Raw genomic sequence first — 16794 nt, forward strand, 5'->3', positions numbered from 1 at the left:
GTAACGGCGGCCCGCCACGCTTTCTGTAGGAGCGGCTTCAGCCGCGAAGCGTTGCGGGGGCTTATCGCGGCTGAAGCCGCTCCTACGAAATGCACGCAAGATCTCTGCAGGGCGGGTAAACCCGCCAATGGCCAAGGCGTTTCCACGGGTAGCCCGGATGCAATCCGGGGCCTTTGTGGATGCCAGTTACCCGGATTTCATCCGGGCTACGTAATTGCGGCCCGCCACGCTTTCTGTAGGAGCGGCTTCAGCCGCGAAGCGTTGTGGGGGCTTATCGCGGCTGAAGCCGCTCCTACGACATGCACGCAGGATCTCTGCAGGGCGGGTAAGCCCGCCAATAGCCAAGGCGTTTCCATGGGTAGCCAGGATGCAATCCGGGGCTTTTGGGGATGTCAGGTCCCCGGATTTCATCCGGGCGACGTGATTGCGGCCCGCCACGCTTTTTGTGGGAGGGGCTTTAGCCGCGACTGTTGTGGGGGGAAACGTTGCGGGTGGAGCATCGCCGGCAACTAGTCTCCTAAGACGATGCTCAGCCCCGTCGCCCCAGCCCATGCTGCGCCAGCTTGGCGTAGAACCCTGCGCGGGAAATGCCCAGGCGTTCGGCCGCCAACTGTCGATTGCCGCCCGTTGCCACCAATGCCGCCTGCAGCGCCTGGCGCTCGGCTTGCGCCAGCTGATCGGCCAATGTCTGCGTCGTACTCGTCATCACCGGAGCAACGGGCGACGGCTCACTCGGCGCGACCGGGTCGACCAGCAAACCACGCAAGGCCTCACCATCCAGCCGCCCATCGACCGCCAATTGTGCCCGCTCCAGCAGGTTGCGCAGCTCGCGCACGTTGCCCTTCCACGGCTGCGCGCAGAGCAGGGCCAGGGCGTCGTCGCTCAGCTCCAGCGGCGCCAGGCCGGAGCGGTTGGCCAGGTCATCGAGCAGGTGTTCGATCAGCGCCGGAATATCGCTGGCACGTTCGCGCAACGGCGGCACGCGCAGGGCCAGCACGTTGAGGCGGTAGTACAGATCATCGCGGAACTGCCCGGCGGCCACCTTGGCTTCCAGGTCGATATGGGTCGCCGCGATCACCCGCACGTTGAGCGGTTTGACCTGGTTGGAGCCAAGCGGCTCCACCTCCTGCTCCTGCAGCACGCGCAGCAGCTTGGCCTGCAACGGCAGCGGCAGGTCGCCGATTTCGTCGAGAAACAGCGTGCCGCCGTTGGCCACCTCGAACTTGCCGATGCGCCCCTTGCGCTCGGCGCCGGTAAAGGCGCCCGGTGCGGTGCCGAACAGCTCGGCCTCGACCAGGGTTTCCGGAATCGCCGCGACGTTGACCGCGACGAAGGGGCCGTTGGCCCGAGGCGACAGGTTGTGGATGCCCTGGGCCAGCAGCTCCTTGCCGGTGCCGGTCTCGCCACGGATCAGCACCGTGGCGTCCAGTTGCGCAGCACGGCGGGCCTGGCGCTTGACCTCACTGGCCGCAGCACTGGCGCCAATGAACCCGGCAATGGTGTAGCGCGCCCGCCGCGCCTTGGCCAGCTCGTGCTGGGTGGCGAGCAACTGGCTCTGCAGGTTGTTGTACTTGGCCATCAGCGGTTTGAGATGGCGGGCGCGGTCGAACAAAACGAAACCCAGCGCGCCGACCAGGGTGCCGTCCTCGTCGCGCAGCGGAATGCGGGTGACCACGAAGTGCTCGCTGCCGAAGGCCATCAGGTCGAGCATGCTCGGCTGGCCGCTTTCCACCACCTCGCGCAGGCGGCTGGCCGGCAGCACTTCCTCGATTTCCTTGCCCAGTGCGGTGCGCGCATCGGCGATGCCGACCTTCTGTGCGTACTTGTCGTTGATCCAGACGATGCGCGCCTGGCGGTTGACCGCGATGGTGCCCTCGCACTGCGCGTTCAGGTGATCGAACAGCAGCGGCATGGCCACCGCGCGAAAGCGCTCGGGCGAGACGCCGATGATCAGGCCGTGCTGGTCGAGGTCGTCGCGGGAGATGGCCATGGGCGAATGTCCGGAAGTGAGGTGCCGGTGATTATGGGCAGCGCCGTTCCAGGCGGGCAACGTCAACAGTCATCGGACAATGGCAATCGCCGCGCGCTTCTGGAATAGTTGGGCGGCTGCGCGTAACCCGCCGGCATCTGCCGATCGCCCACAAGGCCTGCCCGGCAGCCGTGACACCTGCCGTGTCCCTTTTGCATGCCGACCTGGCGTGCCAGGCGAGCCAACCGCCCGCCGCTGGATCCGCACCGCTGTGTCGGTGCCACAACGACAACTCCAAGATCCACACAAGGACGCCCCGATGAAACTCAAGCGACTCTTTTCCGCGCTCGCCGCTGGCGCTGCGCTGACCGCCCTGTGCGCCACCGCGCAGGCGCGTGAATACTCCGTTTCCACCGTACTCTCCGACGCTTTCCCCTGGGGCCAGGCCGCACAGAAGTGGGCCGATCTGGTCAACGAGCGCTCTGAAGGACGCATCACCCTGCGCGTTTACCCCAACGCGCAACTGGTCGCCGGCGACCAGACCAAGGAATTCTCCGCCATGCGCTCGGGCCTGATCGACATGGCCGTGGGCTCGACCATCAACTGGTCGCCGCAGGTGCCGGAACTCAACCTGTTCTCCCTGCCGTTCCTGATGAAGAACGATGCCGACCTCGATGCCATCACCCAGGGTGAAGCCGGTAAGCTGGCTTTCGCCGCCATCGAGCAGCGCGGCATCGTGCCGCTGGCCTGGGGCGAGAACGGTTTCCGTCAGCTGTCCAACTCGGCCAAGCCGGTGCGCAGCCCGGCCGACCTGGCGGGCCTGAAGATCCGCGTGGTCGGCTCGCCGCTGTTCCAGGACACCTTCACCACCCTCGGCGCCAACCCGACGCAAATGAGCTGGGCCGACGCCAAGCCGGCACTGACCACCGGCGCGGTGGACGGCCAGGAAAACCCGCTGTCGGTGTTCGACGTGGCACGTGTCGACCAGGTGGGCCAGAAGTACCTGACCCTGTGGGACTACATGGCCGACCCACTGGTGTTCGCCGTCAACCAGCGCGTGTGGAAATCCCTGCCCGAGGAAGATCGCGAACTGCTGCGCCAGGCCGCCATCGACGCCGGCAAGTGGGAGATCGAGCTGTCGCGTGGCGCTCAGGCCCAACGCCTGGCCGACGTGCGTGAGCGCGGCGTGGAAGTGATCGAACTGACCGACGCCGAGCGCGCCGCGTTCGTCGAGGCCACCGCCAGCGTGCAGGAGAAATGGGCACCGCGCATCGGCGACGCGCTGATGGAAGCCGCGCGCAAGGCCGTGGCCCAGCCCTGATTCGTTTTATCTGACCGGACGCCCAAGCAGTACAGGGCGCCGTGGTGGGTGTCCCTTGGCCCTGCTCTGCTCCCCTCTCCCGCGTGCGGGAGAGGGGCCGGGGGAGAGGGCGGGGGGCGCCACCGCACGAGCGAGTTGTTCCGGTCATTCGAGGTTCTTATGAGCAAGCAAGTCGACGCGCCGCTGGAGCGCGTGCTCGCCACCCTGGCCCTGGTGATCATCAGCCTGATCAGCCTGGCCAACGTGGTGGTGCGTTATTTCACCGATGCATCTTTCGCCTTCACCGAGGAAATCTCGGTGTTCCTGCTGGTCATCCTCACCTTCGCCGGTGCTTCGGTGGCCATGCGCAGCAACCGGCATATCCGTATCGGCCTGCTCGAGCGCCTGTTCCCGCGCCTGCGCACGCCGCTGATCCTGCTGCAGTGGCTGGCCGGCGTGCTGGTACTGGGGCTGGTGTGCTGGTACGGCGGGCAGTTCGCCTGGGAGGAGTTCCAGTGGGATTCCGAGTCGCCCGGCCTCGGTCTGCCCAACTGGTGGTACGTGATCTGGCTGCCGGTCCTGGCGCTGCTGGTGTTCGTGCGCCTGACCCAGATGACCGTCGATCGCCTGCGCGGGAGGATCAGCGATGAGCCCTGATCTTTGGCTGATCCTCAGTTTCGTCGTGCTGCTGGCGCTCGGTGTGCCGGTGGCGTTCGCCCTCGGCCTGTCCGGGGCCATCGGCATCATCGCCGGCCTGTCGCCGGACATGCTCGCCACCCTCGGCACCAACACCTACAACGGCGTGGCCAAGTACCCGCTGATCGCCATTCCGCTGTTCATCCTCACCGGCCTGGTGTTCGAGAAAGCCGGCGTGGCGCTCAGATTGGTGCGCTTCGCCCAGGCGTTGATCGGCCCACGGCATGGCGGTTTGGCCCTGGTTGCGGTGCTGGTGTGCCTGATCATGGGCGGCATGAGCGGTTCCGGCCCGGCCGACGCCGCCGCCGTGGCCATGGTGATGCTGCCGAGCATGACCAAGGCCGGTTACCCCAAGCCGTTCTCGGCCACGCTGATCGCGGCGTCCGCCTCGACCGCGATTCTGATTCCGCCGTCGATTGCGCTGATTCTCTACTCCATCGTGGTGCCAGGCGTGGACCTGCGTGCGTTGTTCGCCGCGGGTCTGTTCCCCGGCATTCTCGCCGGCCTGGTGCTGTTGCTGCCGGCCTGGCTGCTGTCGCGTCGCTATGGTTGGGAGAGCCCGGAGGAGGGCGAGCGCCCGGCTATCGGCGCAAGCTTCAAGCAGGCGCTGCCAGCGTTGTTCGCCCCGGTGCTGATCCTCGGCGGCCTGCGCAGCGGCCTGTTCACGCCGACCGAAGCGGCCGTGGTCGGGGTGACCTATGGCGTGCTGGTCGGCCTGTTCGTCACCCGTGAGCTGGACTGGCGCAGCCTCTGGCGCCTGTGTGGCGAGGCGGGCGTGATCTCCGGTGTGGTCATGCTGATCATCGCCCTGGCTGGCATCTTCGCCTGGGCCGGCACTATGCTCGGCACCTTCCGCCATCTGGCCGAATGGCTGATCTCGCTGTCGGACAACGGCTGGGTGCTGCTGGCGCTGGTGATGCTCGCCGTGCTGCTGGCCGGCATGTTGCTCGATGCCATCTCCATCTACCTGATCCTCATGCCTATCCTGATTCCGGTGATGCAGCACTTCGGCTGGAACCCGGTGTGGTTCGGCATTCTGCTGGCGATGAACATCGCCATCGGCCAGTTCACCCCACCGGTGGCGATCAACCTGATGGTCACGGCGGAGGTCGCCAAGATCCGCCTGGAACAGACCGTTGGCTGGGCCGCGCTGTTCGTCGTGGTGATGTCCAGCGCCCTGCTGCTGGTGGCGATCTTCCCGGAAATCGCCCTGTGGCTGCCGCGCGTTCTGGGTTACGCGGTGTAAAACGGGCAACGACGTCTATAGTTGCCTGATGGTGCGCTGCGGGGGGCGCAGGTCGTTGAAACAGCGTGAGTGGTTTTCAACGGCCTGCTGGGCGTATCGAGGGCGGCGGTACTGGGCAATAAAATGGGCGATGGCGACTATAACGATCACAGGGATGTAGCAGGGCACTGCGAAGGGCTGCGTGAGTCCGGCAAGCGTGCGCTGATGCGTACCATCCTGCTCGCCACCGGCCTGACCCTGGGCGGCTTCTCCATCCTGCAGGCGCTGGCCGGCAACTATCCGTTCGCCATCATCGAGGTGCTGTGCACCGCCTTGCTGCTGTTCGGCGCCTGGCGCATCGAGCGCGCTCGACGTCTGTACCTGTGGATCTACCTGTACCTGATCCCGACCTTCTGCTTCATCCTCTACATCATCGTCATGCCGGATGCCTCATCGGGAGCTTTCGTCTGGCTGTACATGATTCCGCTGCTGGCCTACCTGCTGCTGGGCAAGCAGCGCGCCTTCCTGCTGACCGCTCCCTTCATGCTCGCGGGGCTATTGCTGTACTTCGCCGACAACCGCGTGAACCTCGACACCCACGGCCTGATCGATATCGGCAACGCGGCCCTGTGTGGCGTGCTGATCCTGGTGTTCGTGCATATCTACGACGGCTTGCGCATGCAGGCCTACGAGGAGCTGGAGCGCCAGGCGCAGACCGACTCGCTGACCGGCGTCGCCAGCCGTGGCAGTTTTCAGCATGCGCTGCAGCGCGCCATCCAGGAGGCCGAGCGCAGCAATGGACATCTGGTGCTGGTGCTGCTCGACGTCGACCACTTCAAGCAGGTCAACGATCAGTGGGGGCACGAGGCTGGTGACATGGCCTTGCAGCACATCTGCCAGACCCTGCAGCAGCGCCTGCGCGTTACCGATTTTCTCGGGCGCCTGGGTGGGGAGGAGTTCGGCGTGCTGCTGCGTCATACCGACAGCACCGGCGCCGACCCGCTGGTGGAGAAGCTGCGCCGGCAGATCGCCGAGCAACCGCTGGACTACGACGGCGAACAGATCGAACTGTCCGCCACCTTTGGCCTGGCCGCCTGGCCGCGAGACGGTCGCAGCGCCGCCGAGCTCTATCGCGCCGCTGACCGCCGCCTGTACAGCGGCAAGCAGCGCGGCCGCAATCAACTGGTCAGTGCCGATATGCCGACCGAGCTGCTGCTGGACAAGTTCGACGTGCGGCTGTGAGCGCTCGACAACACAGCGTTCTGACGGGCATTTGAACTGCAAGGCACTACTCGGAGTCTGTTTCAGTACACCTTATGGAATGTAAAGGAGTACCGCATGGACCTTATCCGTATCCTCATCGCCATCCTGCTGCCGCCTCTGGGCGTATTTCTCCAGGTCGGTTTCGGCGGCGCGTTCTGGCTGAACATCCTGCTCACCCTATGCGGTTATATCCCCGGCATCGTGCACGCGGTGTACATCATCGCCAAACGCTGAATCGCACTGACATCAGCTCAAGCGCGCTGGCCTCCCTCTCCCACTCGTGGGAGAGGGGCCGGGGCAGAGGGCAAAAGATAGCGCAGCACCTTCTTTCTTCTCCTCGCGTCCCGACGTCCACCAGGCCCAAAGCCTCCTCACTCCCGCCGCAAAAAATGCACGCTGAACAGCTGCGCAGGGTCGCGCCACATGGCGACCGAGGCGAAGCCGCATTCACTTGCCAGCTCACGAAAGCCACTGGGCGTGTACTTGTAGGAGTTCTCCGTGTGCAGGGTTTCGCCAGCGGCGAAGTCGAACACGCGGTCCTCGATTCTCACCCGCTGCGCCTGTCGGCTGACCAGATGCATCTCGATGCGCGACTCGGTTTCGTTGAAGAACGCCCGGTGCTGGAAGCGACGCGGGTCGATGTCGCTGTGCAGCTCGCTGCGAATGCGCTCGAGCAGGTTGAGGTTGAACAGCGCGGTGACCCCGGCCTGATCGTTGTAGGCGCGTTCCAGTACCTGAGGGTCCTTGACCAGATCCACACCGATCAGCAGACCGCTACCTGCCGGCAACGCCTGATGCAGGTTGTGCAGAAAGGCGCGCGCCTCGCTCGGGTCGAAGTTGCCGATGCTGGAGCCGGGGAAGAACGCCAGCGGGCGTTGCCCCAGCGCCTCGGCGGGTAGCTTCAGTGGCTGGCTGAAGTCGGCGCACAGCGCGTGCACATCGAGCCAGCGATAGTCGGCTGCCAGACGGCGGGTACAGCTCTGCAGAAACTCGCGGGAGATATCGATGCCCAGGTAGCGTGCCGGGCGCAGGGCTTCGAGCAACAGGCGAATCTTGCGGCTGGCACCGCTGCCCAACTCCACCAGGCTGGCGTTGCGCCCGGCCAGCTCGGCGATATCCTGCGCGGCCAGGCGCAGGATGGTTTCCTCGGTGCGCGTCGGGTAGTACTCCGGCTGCAGGCAGATCATCTCGAACAGCTGCGAGCCGCGATGATCGTAAAAGAACTTCGGCGACATCGCCTTCGGGCTGGCCGCGAAGCCGCGCAACGCTTCCTCGCGCAGGGCGTCCTGTTCCGGGCTGAGGATTTGTTCGTGGGTACGGATTGCCAATGCCATGCTCAGAGCTCCTTGGCCAGGCGCAGGCCGGAGAACTGCCAGCGCATGGTGGGGTAGAAGAAGTTGCGATAGGTGGGGCGAACGTGGTCTTCCGGCGTGGCGCAGCAACCGCCGCGCAACACCATCTGCCCGGACATGAACTTGCCGTTGTACTCGCCCAGGCTGCCGCCCAGCGGGCGAAACCCGGGGTAGGGCCGATAAGCGCTGGCGGTCCATTCCCAGACGTCACCATACAACTGCTGCAAGCCATCGCCCGCACCTGCAGCCACCGGCTGCAGATGATCGTTCTCGACGAAATTGCCCCGCAGCGGTTCGTCCTGCGCGGCGACTTCCCACTCTTCCTCACGTGGCAAACGCGCCTGCGCCCAGGTGGCGAAGGCCTCGGCCTCGAAGTAGCTCAGGTGACAGACCGGCGCATCGAGATCCAGCTCGCGCGGGCCGCCCAGGGTCAGCTCCAGCCAGTTATCGCCCTCGCGCAGCCAGTACAGCGGCGCCTGCCAGCCGGCGCGCTGGATATGATCCCAACCGTCCGCCAGCCACAGCGCCGTGCTGCGATAACCGCCATCGCGGATGAACTCAAGATATTCGCCGTTGCTCACCGGTTGGCTGGCCAACTGAAAGGCCTCGACGAACACCCGATGGCGCGGCCGCTCGCAATCGAAGGCAAAGCCCTCGCCGGCATGGCCGACCTGGCGCAACCCGGCGGGAAACTCGATCCAGCGCAGCTCGCCGGCCGCCGCTCCGCCCGGCTTGAGGTCGTGCCGATAGACCGGGCGCAACGGGTTCTGCGCCAGGATGTGCTTGATATCCATCAGCAGCAGCTCCTGATGCTGCTGTTCGTGCTCCAGCCCTAGCTCGATGCGTTGCAACACCTCGTCGGCCAGCTCAACGCTGCGCTGGTTGAGCAACTGCGCCATGGCCAGATCGACATGGTGGCGATAGGCGTACATCTCACGCACCGTCGGCCGCGACAACAACCCGCGCCGCGCCCGCTCGAAGGGCGTGCCGTGGGTCTTGTAGTAGGAGTTGAACAGATGGTCGTAGCGCTCATCCAGCGGGCGATAGCCCGGCAGAAAGGGCTGCAGCACGAAGGCCTCGAAGAACCAGGTGACATGCGCCAGATGCCACTTCGGTGGGCTCACGTCAGGCATGCTCTGGATTACGTAATCCTCAGCCTCCAGCGGCTGGCAAAGCCGCTCACTGGCGGCGCGTACTCGCTGATAACGCTGCCATAGCGGTTCGAGGTGCGGCGGTGAAACGGCGATCCTGCTGGTGCGGTCTCGCATAACTCGCATCCTTTGCTGGCGCCGCGTAGCGCGACGGTTCTAAAAGCCGACTGGCCAATAGGGGCAAAGGTTCAAGGAAAAATGTGGCGTTTGCATGGCAAGGGCCAGAAACGCACCGCAGCATACCCCTGCGATACTTAGGTTATGTCGTTGGGGTGACACCTTTCGTGCGGAGGGGCGGTCTATTGCAGTTGCCAATGCGCAATTGCACTCAGCTGACCAGCCATTTGCATCCATTTGACCGACGGAGCACGTAGGAATAAGCCGTCACGACAGGCAGAAACCGGCCGACTCTGTTTAAAAAGTCCCGTTGCGATTTTTGTCCACGAAAAAGCGTTAGTGACGTTGAAATTTGGTTCGCTCAGAAGGCGGAGAGCTGTCTTGTTTTTTACGTAGCAACGCTGGAGTCGAGCGATTTTTGATCTATCGAAAAGCGGCTCTCTCAGAAACCGACTTTTTCAACAGAATCGGCCATGAGCAGCCTTTCATTACGGGTCAATTTTCTTCCCACGAGACATTGCCGCGGCCTTAGAGCTTTGAGTCCGTAAGGAAGCAAGCGTCCTCGTCCCCCCGAAGTACGTATCCCTCATAGAGGTTCTCGAAATCCACCTCTCTGAAGCTGTTGGCAAGGAAATCCAGCAGGGTCCTGACCAAGTGGGGAAGCCCACGGCGGGAGGGAAATAATGCATGAACAACACCTTGGGCTGGGGCCCAATCATGCAGCAGGGGCCTCAGAACCCCATTGCGGACATCTTTGAACACAACGACCCTAGGTAGCTGAACTATGCCTCCGGCCTCCAAGGCAACTCGACGAAGTGTGATCATGTCGTCGGTGATCAATCTGGGGGTATGCATAACTGTCGCCTGCACACCGTCAGGGCCTTCCATATTCCAAGTGTACTGATTTGAGCAGCCGCCCAAGCTCAAACTCGGGAAGCGTGCCAGGTCAGCGAGGTTGCGAGGGGAACCAAGGCGCTCAATCAGTCTTGGACTACCTACAAGCTCCTGAGGGCTGGAGGACAGTCGTTTCATGATTAAGCCGCTACTTTCGAAAGGCGGAAAGCCTACATGGAGCGCGATGTCGAAACCCTCGCGCAGCGGATCTATTTGGCGATTGGTGCTTTCTAGATGCACCTCCACCTCGGGATAGCGATCCATGAAGCGCGCAATCATTCCTGCCACCAGGAAATTTAGTAGAGCAGTGGGGCATGAAATGCGGACCAGACCTCTGGGTTCTGCTTGACTGCTGTCGATTACCGACTGAGCTGCCTTTGCTCCTTCCAGCATAGTGAGGCAGTGCTGGTAATACTCCATGCCTAGGTCCGATACAGCGAACTGTCGCGTGGACCGGTTGATTAGCCGAACACCGAGTCGCTCCTCAAGCGTGGCCAGATGTCGACTGAGTCTGGACTTAGGAACGCCCAGAGCCCGGCTCGCTGGGGCTATACCCTGATGCTCGACTATCTGCGCGAAGAAGTAGAGCTCGTTTAAGTCGTACATCGTTTCAGCGTTCCAAGAATGAAATGGTCATTTCTAATCAGGTGCCTACCGAGCAATCCGTGAGGGGACTATCTTGACACCGGTCGGGTGCTTTTGCCCTGGTTTGTCGAGCAGGAGGCATGGAAAGTGATCTCAGCATTGGATGTGGCGCAGCGCTTCTTCACCCATTATCAGAATCGTGATGTGGAGGGGATGCTTACGTGCTTTGCACCTAGTGGCCAGATTGATTACCTGCCAATTGGATTGAGCGGCGCGGCTGACGATGTCGGGCGACAGATTTGGGGAGCCCTGCTGGATGTCTTCCCTGATCTGAGCAATCAAGTAACCGCTACCCATCTGGAGCAGTCCGGACACGTCGTTGTAGTTGAGGTGACGATTAGTGGCACTCAATCCAAGGATGCGTTTGGCATCCAGAACCAGGGGCGTCGGTATGAGCTCCCACACGTCTTCATCATTCGCACCGACGAGGCGCAGAGAATCACTTTGATGAAGGCTTACTGGGACAACGCCGCGTGGTACTTGGCGCTTGGTCGCACCAGCCTCATGGATGCCTAGTAGGCATGCAATGAGCAGTCTGACTCTTCCTTCAAAATTGAAATTATGAGGTGTTTTATGAGCAAGAAGATGCTGGTGGTACTGACCAGCTATCCCAAGTACCCGAACCTTGAGCGCGCCACCGGTCTCTGGCTGGGGGAGGCTGTGCACTTCGTGAAGAAAGTCGAGGCGGCGGGCTATCAGATTGATTATGTAAGCCCCAAAGGCGGGTATACCCCGATTGATCCACATAGCCTGGCTATGGCTGATGCTACCGACTGGGAGTGGTACCAGAACAGCGACTTCATGAGCCGCCTGGGTGCGACCCTGAAGCCCAGCCAAGTCAATCCGAATGACTACTCGGTGATCTACTACGCTGGCGGTCATGGTGTTGTCTGGGACTTCCCTGATAACGAAGAGCTGCAAGCCATCAGCCGTAGCATCTATGAGAACGGCGGCATCGTATCCTCCGTTTGTCATGGTGCGGTGGGGTTGCTGAATATCAAACTGTCCGATGGAGCTTTGCTGATCAAGGGCAAGGAGGTCACCGGCTTCTCCAATGCCGAGGAGAAGTTGGCCGAATTGGACAAGTATGTGCCTTACCTTACCGAGGACGAGATGGTGAAACGTGGAGCTGTCTACAAGAAGGCGGCAGAACCGTGGGCACCTTTCGCAGTGGCTGATCAGCGTGTTGTCACTGGGCAAAATCCGGCTTCCGGCGGTCCCGTGGCTGAGCTCGTACTGAAGGAGCTGGCAGGCTAACGCTGTTGCTTGCGGCCACCCCAATGCTGCCACGCACGGCGTGGGGTGGCTTTTCTCATTGGAGTTCCCTTACACATGTCCCCACCTGTTTATGTAACGGCCAGCTTTGCGGTAAAGCCGGACGCTTTAGATGAAATACGCGTCATATTGGCGGAGTTATCGGACAGAACCCGGGAGGAACCGGGATGCCTCGACTATGGCTATTACCAGTCCCTGGCCGATCCATTCCAATTCTTCTCGTTCGAGGTATGGCAAAACGCAGAGGAAGAAGCCTCGCATTGGCAGACTGAACATCTGCAGAGGGCTCTCGAGCGAGCAGCTCCTCTTTTGCAGGACACTCCTAGAATTACTCGTTCGACTCGTATTACCTGAGGCCTGTTTCGGCTTCTATCAGGTGCGGAAACCTCCTACCAAGCGCAGCAAGTTGCTGGCCTGTTCCTCCAATCTGGCACAGGCACCTTGTGTCGCACGTAGATTGCCCATGCCATTTTGATTGAGCCGGCTGATCTCGCTGACCTGTTGAGCGAGAGACTCGATGACAATCGTTTGCTCTTCGGTAGCGGTGGCCACTGATTGGTTCACGCTGTCCATTTCGCCGATCCGTGTGGTAACGCTCATCAAGTGCTGCCCTGCATGATCGGCGATTTCAAGTGTTTGCTGTCCCCGCATCTGGCTGGCGGTCATGGCGGAAACCACCTTGCTTGCTCCGGCCTGTAGCTCCTCGATCATCTGTTGAATTTCCTGTGCCGAAGCTTGAGTGCGGTGAGCCAGTCCTCTGACTTCGTCGGCGACAACTGCAAAGCCGCGCCCTGCATCTCCTGCGCGTGCAGCCTCGATAGCCGCGTTTAAAGCAAGCAGATTGGTCTGGGCTGACACTCCCTGAATCACATCGAGAATCTTGCCAATGTCTAGGGTGCGGCTAGCCAGTGAGTCGATTGCTGATCCGGAGGTCGTGATTTCGCTGGTCAATTTTTCGATAGAGGAGAGCGTTTGCTTTACCGTGAGTGCCCCTGATTCGCTTTGACGCTTGGCGTCGCTGGCCTGAGTTGATGCATCGGCAGCACTGTGAGCAATCTCCTGGGCGGTCGCTCCAAGCTGGACGATTGCAGTTGCCATGCTTGTGGTGCGGTTGGTCTGTTCGTCGCTACTGGCAACTAGGTTGTCGGTGGTAGTTAGCACTTGCTCGGCTACAGCGTGCAGCTCTTGGGCGCTAAGCGCGACCTGGCTGACGGAGTTATGAATGCGTGCTACGAAACGGTTGAAGGAGTTGGCCAATGCGGCCAGTTCATCGGTCCCGCGCGCTGTCAGGCGCATCGTCAGATCGCCTTCGCCGCCAGCTATGTCTTGCATTGCATGGCTAATCTCAGTCAGTGGCCGCATCAACCAGTGGACGAGGGCGCCTAGCAGTATCAACACCGTAAGCACTGAAAGCGCGGTAGCACTATAGGCGGTGCTGCGGAACTCACTGAGCGGCTGGTAGGCGACAGCTTTGTCGATGAGCAGTGCGACGTACCAATTATTACCCGCCAGCTCCATGATTGGCGTCAACGCAAGCAATTTTGTTTCGTCACCTTCTTCGATCTCTTGAAGGCCTGTGGCAATCCTTGGTGTAGTTCGTGGATAGGCCTCGGCCAGGGTTTTGAAGACAAGCTCGCCAGTAGGGTGTAGGAGAATTCGCCCGCTATCGTTGACAAGAAAAGCGAGACCGTCAGAGCCGGGGTTCGCTGCCTGTAGCATCTCGCTGATGTTATCCAAGGTAATGGCTCCGGCTGCTACGCCAGTTTGTTGGCCATTAACTTCAATGGGATAGGCTATTGCTAGGGCTGGTCGGTTGGTGCCGGCGTACAAATAGGGCTCAGTGATTACTAAGCGCTTCGCTTCGATGGCTTGCTTGTACCAGCCTCGTGTTCGCGGGTCGTATCCCTCCGGCATAGGACTATCGGGTGCGGTAAAGAACTTACCCTGCGAGGTGCCCAGCGATATGGATAGGAACAGCTTTCGGTAAACCTCCTGATCTAGGAGCTTTCGAATTGCTTCTTCACTCTCTTCTGATGTCTCCAGTTGTTGAGCCAGTTGGGTGACCAAGTGTCCACGTCCATCCAGCCAGTTGCGGATGTTGTTCGCCAGTAGTCTCCCGTTGCTAACAAGTTCGGACTCCAGTTTTTCCTGTGTGGTTTGTTCCTGGCGTTTATCTTGATAGAGGGTAAAGAGTCCAAAGGCGGCAATAACCACTAGCGAGGCTGTCAGCAGTATCTTGCGGGAAAATGAGCGTATATGAAGCATCTTTGCTAGCTCCATCGTGCATTCTAAAGGGGGAGGACTGTGGGCAAAGTGGCCGAGCCTGCTCGGCCACATCGGGGGTTACCAGAGGGGCAGTGTGTAGCTGAGGATCAGCCGGTTATCGTCTAGATCGTTACCGAAATGACGTGTGCGGACTGTGGCGTTACGCCATTTCACACCAAGGTTCCGCAATGGACCGCTCTGAAACACGTAGGCGATGTCGGTATCGCGCTCCCATTCATCACCGGTCTGTTGAGCTGTACCCAGATTAATGTCGGTGCCGCTGAGATAGCGGGTCATGAAGGTCAATCCGGGAACACCCACCGAGGCGAAGTCAAAGTCGTAGCGCACTTGCCACGAGCGTTCGTCACGATTGGCGAAGTCACCGAACTGGACGTAGTTGAACAGGAATGGATCACTGCCGGCGATGTAGGCATAGCCCGTGTCACCGGCCATTTTTTGGTAGGCGAGTCCGAGACTATGGGCGGCGTGACGGTATGTCAGCATGACACCGAAAGCATCATTGTCGACGTTGCTGCTACCGGCATCCCTGGCGCGGGCGGCACGCAATTCGGTGCGCAGTGATCGTCGATCGTCCAGGCGTAGGTTGTGGCTGAGGCTGAGAATGTGCTGCCGGTAGATATCCTCGAGTTCGCCGTAGTGGTAGGCGCTACTCAATTGATCGGTCCATTGGTAACTCATGCCGGCGAAGTTGAAGGCATCGCTGGTCTTGCTGCTCTTAACGCCAATAGCGCCGGCGCTACCGTTGCTGGCGGTCATATCTTCGAAGTCTGAGGAGTTACGCTGGTTGACCTGGGTCAGGCGGCCCGCATCGAGCGTCAAACCGTCGAATTCTTGGGAGCTTAAATGGCCACCCCGGAAGCTTTGGGGGAGCAAGCGACCATCGTTGTAGGCAACGCTAGGCAGGCGTGGCTGCAGTACACCCAGCTTGAGCAAGGTGCGTGAGGCCTTGAGTTTGGCGGTCAGTCCCAGTTCCCCGTACTCGTCCTGAGCCTGCCTGCTTTCCCGATCTTGCTTGAGCAGTTGCGTGCCGCTGCGCCCTCCGCCGGAGTCAAGTTTGACGCCGAGCATGCCGAGTGCGTCGATGCCGACACCAATATCCCCCTCGGTGAAGCCCGATTCGTAACGCACCATAAACCCTTGCGCCCATTCCTCAGCTTTGGCTTGACTGGCGCCAGCCTGACGGAAGTCTCGGTTCATGTAGAAGTTGCGCAACTCCAGGCTGGCCTTACTGTCGTCGAGTAGTGCTGCGCTCGCTGGTAGGGTCAGGCCAAGTGCGGTGCCGACAAGAAGTAGGCGTGTTGTGGGTGAGGTGTGCTTCATGGTGATGTCCTCTTTTTGTTTTTTGATGGAACAGCAGGCTCCGCACCGAGCCAGTTGGCTCGATGTGAGGAGAGGGGAAGCGGGGGGAACTTAGCGTTGTAGAAGTATGGCTATGCCTTGTCCGCCACCGATGCACAGCGTGGCTAGGGCACGGCTGGCGTCGCGGCGCTGCATCTCGTGGATCAGGCTAACCAGGATGCGGCAGCCTGATGCGCCGATGGGGTGCCCCAGGGCAATGGCACCTCCGTTGACGTTGACCTTGGCGCTATCCCAGCGCAGTTCACGGCCGACGGCGATGGCCTGGGCGGCGAAGGCCTCGTTGGCCTCGATCAGGTCGAGTTGCTCTAGGCTCCAGCCGGCACGCTCCAGCGCTTTGCAGCTGGCGAACACGGGGCCAATACCCATGATGGCGGGGTCTACGCCGGCGCTGGCGCTACCGGCAATGGATGCGAGGATCGGCAAGCCAAGTCGAGTCGCCATTTCCTCGCTCATCATCATCACCGCCGCGGCACCGTCGTTGAGAGTGGAGGAGTTGCCGGCAGTCACAGTGCCGTCGCTTTTGAAGGCTGGACGCAGCTTACCCAAGCTATCCAGGTTGGTGTCGGCGCGCGGCTGCTCGTCCTTGGCGAAGGTGATTGATGCACCACCGCGTTGCGGCACAGATACCGGGACAATTTCGGCGGCGAAGCGGCCGGCTTCCTGCGCAGCCTGGGCGCGCTGCTGCGAGCGCAGGGCGAAGGCGTCCTGCTCGGATCGGCCGATGCCGTACTGCTCGGCCAGGTTCTCTGCGGTGATGCCCATGTGGTAATCGTTGAAGGCGTCCCACAGGCCATCTTGAATCATGGTGTCGACCAGTTGTGCATGGCCCATGCGCAGACCGCTGCGGGCGCCGGGCATGATGTAGGGTGCCAGGCTCATGTTCTCCTGGCCGCCCGCGATGACGATCTCAGCATCGCCGCTGTGAATGGCCTGCGCGCCGATGAGCACCGCCTTAAGGCCGGAGCCGCAGACCTTGTTCAGGGTCATGGCCGGGACTGTATGCGGCAGGCCTGCGAGGATGGTGGTTTGGCGAGCAGTGTTCTGGCCGCTGCCTGCTGTCAATACTTGGCCCATGATGACTTCGTCCACTAACGCCCCATCCAGCCCGGTATCTGAAAGCAGACGACGTATCACCGCCGCGCCGAGTTCGGGCGCAGGGACTCGGCTCAGTCCGCCTTGGAAACTGCCGATGGCGGTGCGGCTGGCGGCAACTATCACGGTCTTGCGCATCTGGGTCTCCTAGCGGATGCAGTGCTCCTCCT

General features: G+C 61.4%; 15 protein-coding genes. 8 read left to right on the forward strand and 7 right to left on the reverse strand.

The genetic code is table 11. The features are described 5' to 3' along the window. Nucleotides 1-529 precede the first annotated feature (529 nt). Nucleotides 530-1990, reverse strand: a complete 1461-nt coding sequence (locus ACN8M7_RS24055) for a sigma-54 interaction domain-containing protein (protein ID WP_490262404.1) — start codon at nucleotides 1988-1990, stop codon at nucleotides 530-532. Nucleotides 1991-2288: 298 nt separating this feature from the next. On the opposite strand from ACN8M7_RS24055, the gene ACN8M7_RS24060 reads away from it, so the two are divergent. The 5 genes from ACN8M7_RS24060 to ACN8M7_RS24080 all read left to right on the forward strand — a co-directional run bounded on the left by ACN8M7_RS24060 (nucleotide 2289) and on the right by ACN8M7_RS24080 (nucleotide 6687). Beyond that, complete coding sequence (locus tag ACN8M7_RS24060) at nucleotides 2289-3290, forward strand: DctP family TRAP transporter solute-binding subunit (protein ID WP_061242691.1); 1002 nt, start codon at nucleotides 2289-2291, stop codon at nucleotides 3288-3290. Nucleotides 3291-3449: 159 nt separating this feature from the next. Next, nucleotides 3450-3926 (forward strand): TRAP transporter small permease, encoded by a 477-nt coding sequence (locus ACN8M7_RS24065; RefSeq protein ID WP_021490336.1) that lies wholly within the window; start codon nucleotides 3450-3452, stop codon nucleotides 3924-3926. Beyond that, nucleotides 3916-5211: a TRAP transporter large permease gene (locus tag ACN8M7_RS24070; RefSeq protein WP_061242689.1), complete on the forward strand. Its 1296-nt coding sequence runs from the start codon at nucleotides 3916-3918 to the stop codon at nucleotides 5209-5211. Before ACN8M7_RS24065 ends, ACN8M7_RS24070 begins: the two co-directional genes overlap by 11 nt. A gap of 123 nt (nucleotides 5212-5334) precedes the next feature. Further along, nucleotides 5335-6432, forward strand: coding sequence for a GGDEF domain-containing protein (locus ACN8M7_RS24075; protein ID WP_490262425.1), 1098 nt, complete (start codon nucleotides 5335-5337; stop codon nucleotides 6430-6432). Between the two features lie 96 nt (nucleotides 6433-6528). Further along, a complete protein-coding gene (locus ACN8M7_RS24080) occupies nucleotides 6529-6687 on the forward strand; it encodes a YqaE/Pmp3 family membrane protein (RefSeq protein WP_074939855.1) in 159 nt (52 codons plus the stop codon). A 137-nt stretch (nucleotides 6688-6824) separates the two neighbouring features. Here ACN8M7_RS24080 and egtD read toward each other — a convergent pair whose 3' ends face one another. The 3 genes from egtD to ACN8M7_RS24095 all read right to left on the reverse strand — a co-directional run bounded on the left by egtD (nucleotide 6825) and on the right by ACN8M7_RS24095 (nucleotide 10573). Then, nucleotides 6825-7787: an L-histidine N(alpha)-methyltransferase gene (gene egtD / locus ACN8M7_RS24085; protein WP_490262405.1), complete on the reverse strand. Its 963-nt coding sequence runs from the start codon at nucleotides 7785-7787 to the stop codon at nucleotides 6825-6827. Between the two features lie 2 nt (nucleotides 7788-7789). Further along, entirely contained in the window at nucleotides 7790-9073 is a 1284-nt protein-coding gene (gene egtB, locus ACN8M7_RS24090; RefSeq protein ID WP_490262406.1) for an ergothioneine biosynthesis protein EgtB, read from the reverse strand. Nucleotides 9074-9601: 528 nt separating this feature from the next. Next, a complete protein-coding gene (locus ACN8M7_RS24095; protein ID WP_490262407.1) occupies nucleotides 9602-10573 on the reverse strand; it encodes a LysR substrate-binding domain-containing protein in 972 nt (323 codons plus the stop codon). A 126-nt stretch (nucleotides 10574-10699) separates the two neighbouring features. Between ACN8M7_RS24095 and ACN8M7_RS24100 the strand changes: the two genes are divergently transcribed. The 3 genes from ACN8M7_RS24100 (at nucleotide 10700) to ACN8M7_RS24110 (ending at nucleotide 12241) form a co-directional block, all read left to right on the forward strand. Beyond that, nucleotides 10700-11128, forward strand: coding sequence for a nuclear transport factor 2 family protein (locus ACN8M7_RS24100; protein WP_490262408.1), 429 nt, complete (start codon nucleotides 10700-10702; stop codon nucleotides 11126-11128). Nucleotides 11129-11185: 57 nt separating this feature from the next. Beyond that, the gene (locus ACN8M7_RS24105) at nucleotides 11186-11869 is read left to right on the forward strand and encodes a type 1 glutamine amidotransferase domain-containing protein (protein WP_490262409.1); all 684 of its coding nucleotides are present in this window, start codon (nucleotides 11186-11188) and stop codon (nucleotides 11867-11869) included. 75 nt (nucleotides 11870-11944) lie between these two features. Further along, nucleotides 11945-12241 (forward strand): putative quinol monooxygenase, encoded by a 297-nt coding sequence (locus ACN8M7_RS24110; protein WP_490262410.1) that lies wholly within the window; start codon nucleotides 11945-11947, stop codon nucleotides 12239-12241. An 18-nt stretch (nucleotides 12242-12259) separates the two neighbouring features. On the opposite strand, the gene ACN8M7_RS24115 is transcribed toward ACN8M7_RS24110, so the two are convergent. From ACN8M7_RS24115 to ACN8M7_RS24125, 3 genes are all read right to left on the reverse strand, one after another. Next, nucleotides 12260-14152 (reverse strand): methyl-accepting chemotaxis protein, encoded by a 1893-nt coding sequence (locus tag ACN8M7_RS24115; RefSeq protein WP_490262411.1) that lies wholly within the window; start codon nucleotides 14150-14152, stop codon nucleotides 12260-12262. A gap of 78 nt (nucleotides 14153-14230) precedes the next feature. After that, nucleotides 14231-15493: an OprD family porin gene (locus tag ACN8M7_RS24120; protein WP_490262412.1), complete on the reverse strand. Its 1263-nt coding sequence runs from the start codon at nucleotides 15491-15493 to the stop codon at nucleotides 14231-14233. 90 nt (nucleotides 15494-15583) lie between these two features. Beyond that, on the reverse strand, nucleotides 15584-16762 hold the full coding sequence (locus tag ACN8M7_RS24125) for an acetyl-CoA C-acetyltransferase (protein WP_490262413.1): 1179 nt from the start codon (nucleotides 16760-16762) through the stop codon (nucleotides 15584-15586). Nucleotides 16763-16794 lie beyond the last annotated feature (32 nt).

Source organism: Pseudomonas spartinae, from assembly GCF_965197125.1.
GTDB lineage: Bacteria > Pseudomonadota > Gammaproteobacteria > Pseudomonadales > Pseudomonadaceae > Aquipseudomonas > Aquipseudomonas composti_A.